Origin of the sequence: Nonlabens sp. MIC269 (assembly GCF_001430865.1) — a bacterium.
Lineage (GTDB): Bacteria > Bacteroidota > Bacteroidia > Flavobacteriales > Flavobacteriaceae > Nonlabens > Nonlabens tegetincola.
This window is the reverse complement of sequence record NZ_CP011373.1, coordinates 2,568,918-2,582,443: the sequence shown is the minus strand read 5'-3', so window position 1 is coordinate 2,582,443 and position 13,526 is coordinate 2,568,918. Positions and strand designations below refer to the sequence as shown.

The following is a 13,526-nucleotide window of genomic DNA, read 5'->3' as shown; positions in this document are numbered from 1 at the left end:
GTAAAGGTGATCCCATATTACTATGAAAATACTTCAAGTAATAGATAGTTTAGATGCTGGTGGTGCCGAAAGAATGGCTGTTTCAATCGCCAATGAACTAGCGGCGCATGGATATGATTCTCATTTATGTGTAACTCGCGCCGAAGGGCTTTTGAAGAAAACTATAGATAAAAAAGTAGACTACATATTCTTGAATCGCAAAGGCAAGTTGGGCATAAGAGGTATTTATAAACTTTATAAGTATGTCAAGAAAAACGACATCACCCATATTCATGCGCATGCAACCTCGTTTTTCCTTGCTGGTTTGATTAAAAAGGCCCAACCATCACTCATCTATATTTGGCATGATCATTACGGCAATGCCGAACAGTTACAGGATAGACCGCAAGGATGGATCAAATGGGCAAGTAATTTATCATCGCAAAATATTGTTGTCAATGAGCTTTTGTTGGAATGGCACAAAAATATACTGGGTAAAAACAATGCGGTATACTTAAAAAACTTTGCTCAAAAAACTGAATCAGATACTACAGAAATTAGTTTACCAGGCAAGCCTGGTAAGCGTATAGTTCAACTAGCCAATTTACGACCTCAAAAAGATCATCTCAATTTGCTCCAGGCATTTGAGAAAATAGAAAGTGACTGGGATTTAATTTTAGTAGGTAAGGATTTTAACGATGACTATAGTGAGCAAATAAAAAATTATATATCAAGCAGAAAATTAGAAAATCGAGTGCATATTTTAGGCGCTAGAAATGAAATAGGCTCCATTCTAGATCAGTGCGACATTGGCGTTCTTTCATCAAAGTCAGAAGGTCTTCCAGTTGCCTTACTTGAGTATGGATTATACAAACTTCCGGTAATTACGACTAATGTAGGTGCTTGTAAAAAGGTTGTTGAAAGTTACGGTAAAGTAGTAGCAGCTAATCAACCTCTAGAATTAAGTAATGCTATCGAGGAATTAATAAATTCAAAAGAAGAAAGAGAACAACTGGGTACTGCTTTTAATAAGCACGTACTTTTGAATTATGGGGCTACATCCTACATTAATCAACTTGTAAACCTGTATAAGTCGCATGTTTAAAATTGAAAAACTTTCTTATCCGGTTTTAATAATCGCACACATTGTGCTTACTATCTTTATGATAGCTATTCCGTTTTTGGTCAAAGTGTACTTTTATGGAATTACAGGATACTTTATACTAAGAGCGTTAACTAATCAAGATCGTGGTCAAGAAGTTTTACTAGCAAGTTTTTATCTCGTTACCTTAGAGGTTTTCCTGCGCATGAATAGCGCATTATTCTTTTATGAAATGATCAAGTATTTGGTTATTGTTTTATTAGGATTAGGTATATTTTTTAAAGGATTTTCACTGCGCAGTATTCCATTTGTATTTTATTTATTGTTATTGATTCCCAGTATTGTGGTTGCCTCGCAAAACATACCATTGGGAGAAAGTTTACGTAAAGCTGTAGCCTTTAATTTGAGTGGTCCGGTATGTCTAGGTGTTACTGCGATCTATTGTTTTTATAGAAAAATTCCTCGTGAAAGATTGGATAGCATGCTCAAATTAGGAATTTGCCCATTGGTAATGACTACTTTTTACTTATTCCTGGTAACGCCAGATGTAAGAGATGTTGTTACTAATACAGCTTCCAACTTTGCTGCTTCAGGTGGTTATGGTCCCAATCAAGTGGCAACGGTTTTGGGAATCGGTATGTTTATATCCTTTGCACGGTTTATTATCATTAAAAACAGACTGCACAATATTATTGACATCATACTCTTTATCGCCATGACTTATAGAGGTTGGGTAACCTTTTCACGTGGCGGAGTGATCACTGCCTTTTTAATGATTGCAGGTCTTTTAATTACTGTAATATTTTTAAAACGTTCCGAATTTAAATTCTCATTCCTTCCTAAACTAGGTGTTCTTGCTGTAGGTTTATTGCTAGCTTGGGGTTATACATCGCTTGCTACTAATGGGATGATTGATAAAAGATATGCTAATCAGGATGCCGCCGGTAGAGCCAAAGATGATTTATCTACTGGTAGAACAGAGTTGATTCTTATTGAACTACAAGCCTTCTTTGAAAACCCGATTGCAGGAATAGGCGCAGGACAAGTAAAATATTATCGAGCCCAAAAAGATGGAATTGTTGCAGCTTCACACAACGAGACCAGCCGATTGTTATCAGAACACGGTAGCATCGGTATTCTTTCTATTATTGTATTAATTATCACGCCCTTATTGTATCGCATTACAAATCGAGGAAATATTTACTTCTATCCGTTTCTTGTATTTTGGATTGCAACAATAAACCACAGCGCCATGAGGATAGCAGCACCTGCATTTATTTATGGATTCTCACTTTTATACGTTACCTACCCTAGTAAGAAAGTTAACAAAATAGAAGATCCTACTCCAGTACTCGAACCAGCAACTAGCGTATGACACGTATTGTTTACATAGGAAATCAACTATCAGGTAGTGGTAAATCCTTAACAACCATTGACACCTTGGCTCCTTTATTGAAAAATTTAGGCTATGAGGTTGTAACAGCTAGTTCTAAACAAAACAATTTGTCAAGGTTACTAGAAATGGTGTATACCGTGTATAAAAACAGTTCAAAAACTAATTATGTTCTCATAGACACCTACAGCACCTTGAACTTTTGGTATGCCGTAGTTGTAGCCCGAGTATGCAGAACAATGAATCTCAAATACATTCCGATATTGCATGGTGGTAACTTACCTCAACGTTTAAAATCACATCCTAAAACTACATTAAAGTTTCTCAATAAGGCTTACAAAGTGGTTAGTCCTAGTGATTATTTAAAGGACGCTTTCGCGAAAGCGATCACTCAAAAAATCGTTCACATACCTAATAACATAGAGTTACAAAACTATCCTTTTTTACATCGCCAGGCAGCCAAACCTAAATTATTATGGGTGCGGTCATTTGCGCACATTTACCAACCCAAAATGGCGGTACAAGTACTTCATAAATTACAATCCGTTTACCCTAATGCCGAACTATGCATGGTAGGACCCGATAAAGATGGAAGCCTAGAAGAATGTAAAGAAATGGCAGATTCATTAGGGCTTTCAATAAATTTTACTGGCCTTTTAAGCAAAAACGATTGGATCTCATTGAGCAAACAATACGATGTGTTTATAAACACCACCAATTTTGACAATTTACCAGTGAGCCTTTTAGAAGCAATGGCGCTGGGATTGCCTATTGTAAGTACAAATGTGGGCGGAATTCCTTACATCATTAAATCAGGAAAGAACGGGTTATTATGTGAAGCACAAGACGTTAACGGCATGGTTTCACATATAAAAGCATTAGTTGATCAACCTGAACTTGCTAGCAAGCTTAGTAAAAATGCTAGATCCTATGTTCAATTTTATGATTGGGATCAGGTACAACTTCTATGGAAAGAGTTGTTAACCTAGTTTATAATTTTATCTTTGGGTTTTTTAAATCGAAACCGTGCCCTCAAAAAATTCGATTCACTTTGAGATTTCTGAACGTAAAATTCTATTACGAGTTCTAGATGTACTGGTAGTATTGACTGCCCTAGAAATAGTCGGTTTTTATTTTGAGTTTGATTATTTTAGAATAACTGCCGAGCAGTGGAGCTGGACGATAGTATTAACAGCGTATTTACTGTTTTTCAATACTTTGTTTGAACTATACAATCTAGTAAGAGCTAGTCGAATAACAAGTACTTTGAACAGTGTAATAACCGCAAGTAGTTTAACTTCACTTGCCTATTTACTTACGCCCTTTTTTACACCTACCTTGCCCGAAAATAGGTTACAAATTTTGTTTTTCTATCTGGCTTTAACTCTTTCTATGTTGCTGTGGCGTTCAATCTATATTAAACTTTTTGCCAGTTCTAGATTTGACAAAAAAATTGTTTTATTAGGAAACGCTGAAGATATCACATTAGTAGCTCAAAATTTAGAAGAAGCAAATCCTTATTACAAGGTAATCGGTTACTTAAACACAAACACACAAGCCAGTCTTAAAGGCCAGTTTATAAAATTAAACGAACTTACTATAACACAAGCGCAAGAGCTACTCAAATCAAATGAAGCAACAGGTGTTGTCGTTTCAGGCAATCAAATTGATGGTATTACACCCCAGGTTTATAACTGGCTTATTGAATTGGTGGAATACGGTCATGAAGTACGAGAATACACACAAGTTTATGAAGAAATGACTGAACGAGTACCCGTACAATTTATAGGTAAAGACTTTTATAGGTTTTTCCCCTTTGCCAGAAACAATCAAAATGCCTTGTATCGATTTTATCATCGAACCATGGACATTGTATTGTCATGTATAGGATTGGCATTGGGAATTCTACTACTACCCATAGTACTTTTAGGAAACTTACTGGGTAATCGTGGTCCTTTACTATATAAACAAGAACGAGTAGGCATTAATAGAACCGGTTTTTATATCTATAAGTTTAGATCTATGGTGACTAACGCCGAAGAAGGAGGCGCTCAATTCGCAAAAAAGAACGATGTTAGAATTACCAAATTTGGAAGGTTTTTGAGACGTTCAAGAATTGATGAATTCCCGCAATTTATTAATATCCTTAAGGGCGACATGAGTATTATTGGTCCTAGACCAGAACGTCCAATTTTTGTTAAGGAATTATCCAAAAAAATCCCCTTTTACGATACCAGACATGTTATAAAACCTGGTTTAACGGGATGGGCACAAGTAAAAGCAAAATATGGTGAGACCGACGATGATCACTTACGTAAATTACAATACGACCTGTTCTATATAAAAAAACGTAGTGTTTTTCTTGACATTAGAATAATTGTCAAAACTTTGAGTACTGTCTTGTTCTTTAAAGGACAATAGCCTATTTGCGCTTCATGACGCCTCGACGAGTAAAAGAGAATAGAATTATCCCAAGCATTAAAAAGACACTTAACCGTGCGATAAAGTCTCCGTGTTTCACGTAAAATGTGATTTTGTTATTGGGATAAATGGTTCCTTTAAGCGCTCCTTTTTTTTCGTATCCTAATGTGGTGATGATTTCACCGTAATCGTTAATCACAGCACTAATACCTGTATTTGCACTGCGAGCAATCCATTTTCTATTTTCAATAGCTCGCAATCTTGCAAGACTTAAATGTTGCTTGTGACCTTGAGTATTTTGCCACCAACCATCGTTGGTAATGATACTTAAAAATTGAGCACCATTATTTACATAGCCGGTTACATATTCACCATAAACAGACTCATAACATATAATCGGAGCTACTTTTAAACTGTCTCTAGTAATAAAAACTTCACGATCTTCTTGTGTCGTTTTTGTGGCAACCGTACCACCTAAATCCAACATCACGTCTCCTAATATTGGTTGTAACACGTTCTTATATGGGAAATTTTCAACTCCTACAACCAGTTTAGATTTGTGATAAAGCTCCACTGGATTTGTGGAATTCATAAACACCGCACTATTATAGTCGTTATAGTAAAAATCGCCATTTTTAATGTAGTTAGTTTGTGAAGTGGCCTTGTCTTTATTTTTGAAGCTATCGCCTAATGATACACCACCCAAGTAATAGGTATTAGGATAATCAAATAGAAAACGTTTAATCCTATTAAGAGCAGGGTTTCTATTAATTCCAGTAAGTCGCATACCAGATGCCAAAGTAGTTTCTGGAGCGATAATAAGTTTAGTGTTTGCAGTAATAGAATCTACAGCGAGAGTCATTAAATTCTCTGCCATTTGAGAATTAGAAATATCATATTTCTCTGAATAGGGATCTATATTTGGTTGTAAGATTACTACCTCTGTTCCTTCAACATCATTTGTTATACCATTTATAGACAGAAAATGTGATAGGGATATTGGCAAAGCAATAATTAGCAACGCAGGAATACCATAACGTATAGTAATTCCTTTAGTTGAAACTGAATTTTCTTTTCTGCTAGAGTATTGTAACCAGGCATTATATAGTAATGTATTTACCACAAGCACCCATAAACTTCCTCCAAAAACACCTGTAAATTCATACCATTGAATCCAACTCACAGATTCACTAAAACCATTACCTAATTGCAACCACGGCCACGAAAAATCCCAATGTAAATGCAAGTATTCAAAGGATAACCAAATAGCAATAAAAAATGATGAAGAAGTAAATCTACTCACTTTTTTAGAAACCAAATGATACACTAAAAAAACGAGTGCCATAAGCAGGCTATTTACCAAAACAGCAAACCACATTCCAAAAGCACTACTATAGTATAACCAACCTGTTGTAATGATATTCCAAATGAAAAAAGTAAGGTAAGCATGCAAAAACACCTTCCATTTCACCGCCTTAACAGCTGTTTTATTAAGTCGGTAATGAGCTATAAACAAGGGTATAAAAGCAATGAATAACAAACCAGCAAATCCATTAGTAGGCCAGGCAAACGCAAGTAACAATCCTGATAAAACGCTAAGTATTGGATTTAAAAAATTCTTCATTAAGATTGCTAGTTAATTTTAATACTATCGCGAGAATACAGACAAATCGATATTTACAGAAAACACGTTGCTATACAAATCATCACCGTTACCAATATTTGTAAGTGCATAGTCCACAGATATACCTCTGTACTTAAATCCAACTCCGATATTCGGTTGAAAATTTAGGGTTTCGTCACCATCAATACCTTGTACGTTTTGAAAGTTACCAGCGCCAGCTCTTACAAATACCATATCTATATAACCGTATTCAAGCCCAATGGCAGGCGTAGCACTTACACTAGATGAAGAAATAATATCATTAGTCTGAATGAATCGCATGTTTAAATCAACCTCGGCAGTGAGAATATGGTCGTAGTGAAATTCAAAAGTTCTTGCTACACCTATCTGTAATTTAGGTAAGGTAACTTCAGTAGTTTCTGGAAGATCTTGATTTTGATTTTCAACAGCACCTCTCACTTCTTCAAACTTCTCCTCATCGATGGTCCATGTATTATAGGTAGTAGTAATATCACGTGCCATCACTCCTATTTCCCAATCACCTCTTTTAAATTGAGCTCCTACATCAAACCCAAATCCCCAAGAATTAGCAAATTCTCCTATAACCCTACGTATCACTTTAAAATTCCCACCATAGGTAAAACCGTCCAACTTTGCCTCGCGTGCATAGCTTACTGTAAATGCCCAATCGGCAGTTGAAAAGGTTGAAATACGATCGTAATTGATGTTTCCTTGTGAATCAATTAATTGAGTGGTATTTAAAATATCATCAACAGAGAAACGAATAAGTGATGCCCCAAAACTACTTTGATCATCAATGGGCATCGCAAATGCTGCATAATTGTACTGGGCAATATTTGCAAAGTAGCTACTGTGCATGAGTGACAGTTCCTTTTGTTCCAATCTCATGAGTCCAGCTGGATTCCAGTATCCCGAATTTACATCATCGGTTTGAGCGACTACAGCGTTACTCATACCTAGCGCAGCGGCGTCTACACCTATATTGATAAATTCATTTGAGTAGGCTGCTGTAGTTTGCGCTTTCGCGAAAGCGAAACACATCACAAACAAACCGGTAATAACAATTTTTTTCAACGCCATTCTTGTACGCAAATATCCGTTTTTCTGATGTAATAACTACTATTATCGACTGATATTGCTTTGTTCTATGTAGAGCACTGGTTTTTGTGCATATTTGTGTTATGAAAAAACAGGTACCTAATTTAATTACACTACTTAACTTATTGTCTGGATGCGTGGCTGCTGTCTATGCTTTTCATGATAATCTACAGATGACATTGCTTTTTGTAGCGATAGGTATAGGGTTTGACTTCTTTGACGGATTAGTTGCTAGATTATTGCGGGTGCAAGGTGAGCTGGGCAAACAATTGGATTCTCTAGCAGATATGGTTACTAGCGGACTTGTACCAGGAATAGTTATGTTTCAATTATTACAGGATGCTACTGGTATTACTTTGTTTGAAACAGGTGTTGAGTTTACTACAGCGAGTGCGCAGCAACATGTTTTGGCTTATTATATACCATGGATTGGTTTTTTTATAACAGCTGCTAGCTGCTACCGACTGGCTAAATTTAATATTGATACTCGCCAGACTGATTCCTTTATCGGTCTTCCTACTCCTGCTAATGCTCTATTCATTATATCGCTAGGTTTGATCGCACAGACCACTCAAATAGATTGGATTTATTTTTCATTAACTAATGAATGGGTCCTGCTTGCCATTACTGCATTAAGCTGCTTTATTTTGAATGCCGAATTACCCTTGTTTGCGCTCAAGTTTAAGTCATTCTCAATTGCCAAAAATAAATTGAGATATGGTTTTTTAGTTACTTGTATCGTTTTACTCTCGTTGCTGGGATTACTTGCCATACCGTGCATCATTATCCTGTACGTGGCGTTGAGTATGATTACTGAGTTAATAAGCAGTAAAAAATCCTAATCTTCAAAGATTTTCTTTTTTCTGAGTTCAAAGTTTTGACCTAGGTAAACTTTTCTCACTATTTCATCTTCTGCTAGTTCTTCTGGAACTCCATGTTTAAGAATAGTACCTTCAAACATCAAATAGGTACGATCTGTAATAGCTAGTGTTTCTTGAACGTTGTGATCGGTAATTAAAATACCGATGTTCTTTTTAGTCAATTGAGCAACAATACGTTGTATATCTTCAACTGCTACTGGATCTACTCCTGCAAAGGGCTCATCAAGTAAAATAAAGTTTGGGTTAGTGGCTAATGCTCGTGCAATCTCGGTACGCCTGCGCTCTCCACCAGATAATAAATCACCACGACGCTTGCGACGCTCGGTCAAACCAAATTCTTCTAGCAACATATCGCAACGTTCTCTTTGCTCTTTTTTGCTAAGATCTGTAAGCTGTAAAACTCCCAAAATGTTGTCCTCGATACTTAGTTTTCTAAAAACAGAAGCTTCTTGAGCTAGATATCCAATACCACTTTGCGCTCGCTTGTACATAGGATATTTTGTAATCTTTTGATCGTTTAACCAAACATCTCCACCAGTAGGTTTAATCAAACCAACGGTCATGTAAAAGGAAGTTGTTTTACCTGCACCGTTAGGGCCTAACAAACCAACTATTTCTCCTTGATTAACATTGAAAGACACTCCTTTTACAACGGGACGGCCTTTATAAGATTTTTGAAGATTATCTGCTCTTAATTGTTGTTGCATGCAGCAAAGTTAGTTTTTTATGGGCTACTGTCACATAGACCGATTTAATTTGTTTCTTTGTAATCGAATATAAGCATTATGACAATACCTAGATTTCTTTTAGGAGATAACGCCAGTTATCCAGATGATATTTTTATTATACACACAGAATATCCCAGATTTATTATCAATTTAAAGGATGATAGTATCGAGTTTTTGGAAGAAATAAGTAAAGCTGATAAAGAGGATCTTGAAGAGGAAACTAAGAATTTAATTGAAGAAGCTTCTAGATTCTACGACGAACAGATGGAATTCTACGAAAACAATGAATGATATCAAACAAATAGATTGGGACCTTACGGTTATTCTTAATGATTGGGGAAATGATCAAGTTGATTTATTTTTCAATGTGGTCACCCATAAATTTTATGCTATACCATTGTACTTGGTCTTTTTGTACTTCCTTTATAAAAAAATGGGATGGCGCAATTTGCTTATTGCCCTAGTTACTATTGCACTAGTTATAGCTGCTAGTGACCAGCTAGCTAACCTATTCAAAAAAACTCTAGTTTTAAGGTTAAGACCTTTTAGAGAACCAGCTCTTGAAGGGTTAATTTCAAAGGTAGGTAAAAGCGGTGGCCGTTATGGGTTTTATAGTGGGCATGCGAGCAATGCCATGGCTGTGGCTGTTTATTTATGGTTCCAGTTCAAGAATCATTTTAAGTGGCTGGGTATTATTGCTCTTATTTGGGGTATACTAGTGGTATACAGCCGTGTGTACCTGGGCGTTCACTACCTAGGTGATGTATTAATGGGAGGTTTTATGGGATCTCTTTTAGGGTATGCAGGCTATCATTTTGTACCATACGGTAAGGATGAAGTTCATCGAGAAAGTTGACAACTACAAGGTTTTCTTAATCTCTTGACATTCCGTTTTTTTTGAACTAATTTTAAGTATTACTTTTGCAAAAAATTAAACATTTGTTTATTTTTTAACCTACCAAAAAAATCTTTGATTAATCAAATTGCTTTTTAGGCATTATTTTATTGGACAGAATGAAAGAAATAATCTACAAGGATTTAGGATATGCGGAACTTTACTGTTTTGAGAATTACATTATTTCTCAAGTAAAGGAAGGGACCATAATTTCTCCAGATAAAAATAAAGATCTGGATGAAGTCATACAAGAACACTATGAAAATAGACCTGTGGTTTATTTATCAAATAGAACGTTTGACTACAATGTAATGCCTACCACTTATTTAGAGTCTGCGATGATAGAAAATTTAATAGGTGTTGGTATTATCACTCAAACAGGTATTAACAAAAGAAATGCTGAATTTGAGAGTAGTTTTTTCAAAAAAGAATTTATCGTACTGGATTCACTTTTGGACGGTATTTTATGGGCTGAAAACCTAGTTAAAGAATATAGTATTAAAAAGCTGAAATAATTAAGGCATTCATTTTATCATAATGAAAGCTCCTGATTTCTCAGGAGCTTTTTTTATAGTGTAAATGGCAAGATAGATGTATAGCTAAGCGGAATACACTTAACAAGTCTCCTTAGGATTTTATAAATTAAAGAGTACGATAATAAGCGGGTTCTTTTTACTCTCGACGCACTTATCAGTAAGGTAAAGCTTAAATCTATCGCATAAACAAAGGAAAGCCATATCCAACTTTCCTTTTTTCCTTAACGGTTGTGTAAATTACGAGCGTGACGCTCGCGCCAGCTGGGTTATAAATAAATGAGATTCTATTCGCTAAAACTGAACTCTGAAAGATTGTAAACAGTTTCTCTAATTTCTTTTCTAAAAGGATAGTGTATCACTTTTTCAAGAATGATTTTACCTTCCTTTATTACACCTTCTTTCTTTAAATACATTCCTGAATTAGAACAACTAAAGTATTCTAAATACAATCGATCATCTACGATTTTCCAGTATCCTATATTGTTAGCTTTTTTATAAGTTAAGTCGCTTATACCAAATTTATCTTTTAATGAAAACCCATCACGAGACGCTTCTACAAGTAATCTTCCGTCTTCCATAAAGCCAAAACCCAAACGCTCTCCGTTTTCAGATAAATATAATTTATTAAAATTCAATTTGTCACTATGATTTAAAGTTTCTCCTTTGTAGTCAAAACGATCCTTCTCTGGTCTACAAGTTTCCCCTTTAATTTTGGTTTTATTACTTATGCATGAATGAACGAGTACAAGTGCAAAAAACAAAATTATCCGTATTACTTTCATTAGTCGATTGTTCCTGATAAGTTCAAATTTTTTATGATGAGCAGCACAAAATTTAATATTTCTGTAAGTAGGGATTTGAAAATTGCCAGTTTATTTTATAAACAGCTTTCAATAAATTCAGCTAGTGTTACTTGTTGAGAATTTATATGAGTCGATAAAGTTCTTGTTATATACTTAAACTCTTTGAAGTCCCTTTTTTTCAAATAAATAATAGGGGCCTTACCATACAAGGAGTGTCCTCCTGACTTAATCAACATCATTTTCCTCTCAATATTATTGATAAAAATAGTTCCTCTTTCTTTATCATAATAATAGTAGATTTCATGATTATTAATATCTGCATCCAATCGAATTACAATATCATCATTATTCAATAGGTCAATATCTCGAAAATTAGTGTTGACTTGTAACAGTAACATTAAAGTAAAACATATATATTTCATTATTTTAAAATCATTTGGATAAAGAGTTCATTGGGTAGACTTTCAAAAGAAACAGCTTTTTCATTAGTTAACAGGAAATCTTTAATCTGAACGTGCTCAATATTTATTTTTATGAATTTCTGAGACTTGCTTTCAAACCTAGAGGATTTTATGACTAAATTATTCTCCTTTGGAAACCCAATTAAAAGTTCCTGATTTAGAGAATCGTAAGTGTAATAAACATTTATATTTTCAATGTTTTCTTTGTTTTCAATAATAACTTTTGAATTATATTGATTGGGGACAACTAGTTCAATTTCATGGCCCGAAGAATCCTTTTTATCCTTTTCACAACTACATAAACAAATGAAAAATAGGAATAACAAAGTGAAACGATAATGAATAAACATATAATGTAGGGATTGTTTGACAACTAACTTATTTAAACAATTTTCGAAAAAGACTCTTATTTGTTTTTGGCTGTGGCTTTTGAAGTCCAAAATACGTTTTTCTTATTATTTGATATTTACATTTCTCATAAATCATTGAATGATGATTTATATAAAGTACTCTTTTCAAATCTTATTTTAGTATGCGTAAAATTTTTACTTACTACAATAAAATCTCGACAAAGTATCACTCGGAAATGATACAAATCTATCGCATAAAAGACAGTAACTAATTAATTATAAATTGCTGTTTCTATAAGCCACTAAACTATTTCCTTTTCGCATTACAAATGCTAGTTCAATTCACACGCGTTGCAAACGCGCTCGACGTGGACAGATTATTCATTTCACTCTAAATTAAAAAAACAGCTAACAAATCGGATGTTGTTAGCTGTTTTTAAGGGTTCAAGGTCTCCAAGCAAGATCGTACCTTACTCTATAAACTTATCAGATAAGGTTCAATCTTGCTTTAATTCTTTTCAATCTTTTTATAAATTTTATTTTCCAGTTTGAATTTTGTATTTGAATATATAGAATCCGTAACTCCGATAATCCGTAAATTGTTTAGGTTCATATCGGTAACGGATTTTAAATCTATATTTAGCTCAATTCCCCAAAAACCTTGAAACACTTCGTATAATTCAGACCTAAAAGCAGTAGTCATAATTTCATTACATTCTTTAATAGCCTTTGATTTGTTACAATCGTATCTAAGTCCAATTATTCTAAAATAGTTAAGAGTTTCTGCTAACTTAAAGGTGTTTTTTTCAGAATCAAGGGAATAAATTAAAGTCTCATTTGGTTTTTTGATATCGTTTGAACTAAAACCTACAAAAAACAATTTTATGTTAGAATGCTTTTCCTGAAACTGAATAAATGAATCTTTGTTAAAATTGATGGTGACATTTTCCTCTGTTGTACTCTCAATTTTATAGTCAATTTTTAAATTTTCATAATAACCTATCGAATCACTTTTGAGTACTATTGAGGATTCGATTTGAAAATATTTCCCTTTACTTATTATATCATTATTAACACGAACATACTTATTGGTTTTACTATCGAAAGAAATGAAGTCATTATGAACATTTTTTTCATTTGAATATTTACCATTTAGCTTATACTTATTCGAACAACTTGTTGTAATCAATACAATGAGTAAACCTATAATAAATGAAGACGTTTTTTGTATCAT

Annotated in this window: 14 protein-coding genes; 8 read left to right on the top strand and 6 right to left on the bottom strand. The window is 34.3% G+C overall.

All coding sequences use genetic code 11. The features are described from left to right. The first annotated feature begins 22 nt into the window (after positions 1 to 22). From AAT17_RS11705 to AAT17_RS11690, 4 genes are read left to right on the top strand one after another with little or no spacing between them, the layout of a single operon-like run. Positions 23 to 1,084, top strand: coding sequence for a glycosyltransferase (locus AAT17_RS11705; protein ID WP_060524558.1), 1,062 nt, complete (start codon positions 23 to 25; stop codon positions 1,082 to 1,084). After that, complete coding sequence (locus AAT17_RS11700) at positions 1,077 to 2,456, top strand: O-antigen ligase (RefSeq protein WP_060524556.1); 1,380 nt, start codon at positions 1,077 to 1,079, stop codon at positions 2,454 to 2,456. Before AAT17_RS11705 ends, AAT17_RS11700 begins: the two co-directional genes overlap by 8 nt. Continuing rightward, on the top strand, positions 2,453 to 3,463 hold the full coding sequence (locus AAT17_RS11695) for a glycosyltransferase family 4 protein (RefSeq protein ID WP_060524554.1): 1,011 nt from the start codon (positions 2,453 to 2,455) through the stop codon (positions 3,461 to 3,463). The genes AAT17_RS11700 and AAT17_RS11695 overlap by 4 nt, the downstream gene beginning before the upstream one ends. A gap of 37 nt (positions 3,464 to 3,500) precedes the next feature. Then, positions 3,501 to 4,895, top strand: coding sequence for an exopolysaccharide biosynthesis polyprenyl glycosylphosphotransferase (locus tag AAT17_RS11690; protein ID WP_060524552.1), 1,395 nt, complete (start codon positions 3,501 to 3,503; stop codon positions 4,893 to 4,895). A gap of 1 nt (position 4,896) precedes the next feature. Here AAT17_RS11690 and lnt read toward each other — a convergent pair whose 3' ends face one another. Both lnt and AAT17_RS11680 read right to left on the bottom strand, forming a co-directional pair. After that, positions 4,897 to 6,519 carry an apolipoprotein N-acyltransferase gene (gene lnt, locus AAT17_RS11685; protein ID WP_060524550.1) on the bottom strand — a complete coding sequence of 541 codons (1,623 nt, stop codon included), beginning with the start codon at positions 6,517 to 6,519 and terminating at the stop codon, positions 4,897 to 4,899. 24 nt (positions 6,520 to 6,543) lie between these two features. Continuing rightward, positions 6,544 to 7,620, bottom strand: coding sequence for a PorV/PorQ family protein (locus AAT17_RS11680; RefSeq protein WP_082586959.1), 1,077 nt, complete (start codon positions 7,618 to 7,620; stop codon positions 6,544 to 6,546). A gap of 101 nt (positions 7,621 to 7,721) precedes the next feature. On the opposite strand from AAT17_RS11680, the gene AAT17_RS11675 reads away from it, so the two are divergent. Then, a complete protein-coding gene (locus AAT17_RS11675; protein WP_060524548.1) occupies positions 7,722 to 8,480 on the top strand; it encodes a phosphatidylcholine/phosphatidylserine synthase in 759 nt (252 codons plus the stop codon). Here AAT17_RS11675 and lptB read toward each other — a convergent pair. After that, positions 8,477 to 9,226 carry an LPS export ABC transporter ATP-binding protein gene (gene lptB, locus AAT17_RS11670; RefSeq protein WP_042280419.1) on the bottom strand — a complete coding sequence of 250 codons (750 nt, stop codon included), beginning with the start codon at positions 9,224 to 9,226 and terminating at the stop codon, positions 8,477 to 8,479. The genes AAT17_RS11675 and lptB overlap by 4 nt on opposite strands. A 78-nt stretch (positions 9,227 to 9,304) precedes the next feature. Here lptB and AAT17_RS11665 point away from each other — a divergent pair, with 78 nt between their 5' ends. From AAT17_RS11665 to AAT17_RS11655, 3 genes are all read left to right on the top strand, one after another. Continuing rightward, positions 9,305 to 9,538: a hypothetical protein gene (locus AAT17_RS11665; protein WP_042280421.1), complete on the top strand. Its 234-nt coding sequence runs from the start codon at positions 9,305 to 9,307 to the stop codon at positions 9,536 to 9,538. Then, positions 9,531 to 10,103 carry a phosphatase PAP2 family protein gene (locus tag AAT17_RS11660; RefSeq protein ID WP_042280423.1) on the top strand — a complete coding sequence of 191 codons (573 nt, stop codon included), beginning with the start codon at positions 9,531 to 9,533 and terminating at the stop codon, positions 10,101 to 10,103. The genes AAT17_RS11665 and AAT17_RS11660 overlap by 8 nt, the downstream gene beginning before the upstream one ends. 158 nt (positions 10,104 to 10,261) lie before the next feature. Further along, positions 10,262 to 10,657, top strand: a complete 396-nt coding sequence (locus tag AAT17_RS11655) for a hypothetical protein (RefSeq protein ID WP_042280425.1) — start codon at positions 10,262 to 10,264, stop codon at positions 10,655 to 10,657. 305 nt (positions 10,658 to 10,962) lie between these two features. Here AAT17_RS11655 and AAT17_RS11650 read toward each other — a convergent pair whose 3' ends face one another. From AAT17_RS11650 to AAT17_RS11635, 3 genes are all read right to left on the bottom strand, one after another. Continuing rightward, entirely contained in the window at positions 10,963 to 11,460 is a 498-nt protein-coding gene (locus AAT17_RS11650) for a hypothetical protein (protein WP_060524546.1), read from the bottom strand. A gap of 95 nt (positions 11,461 to 11,555) precedes the next feature. Then, a complete protein-coding gene (locus tag AAT17_RS11645; protein ID WP_060524544.1) occupies positions 11,556 to 11,903 on the bottom strand; it encodes a hypothetical protein in 348 nt (115 codons plus the stop codon). Positions 11,904 to 12,800: 897 nt separating this feature from the next. Next, positions 12,801 to 13,526: a hypothetical protein gene (locus tag AAT17_RS11635; protein ID WP_060524540.1), complete on the bottom strand. Its 726-nt coding sequence runs from the start codon at positions 13,524 to 13,526 to the stop codon at positions 12,801 to 12,803.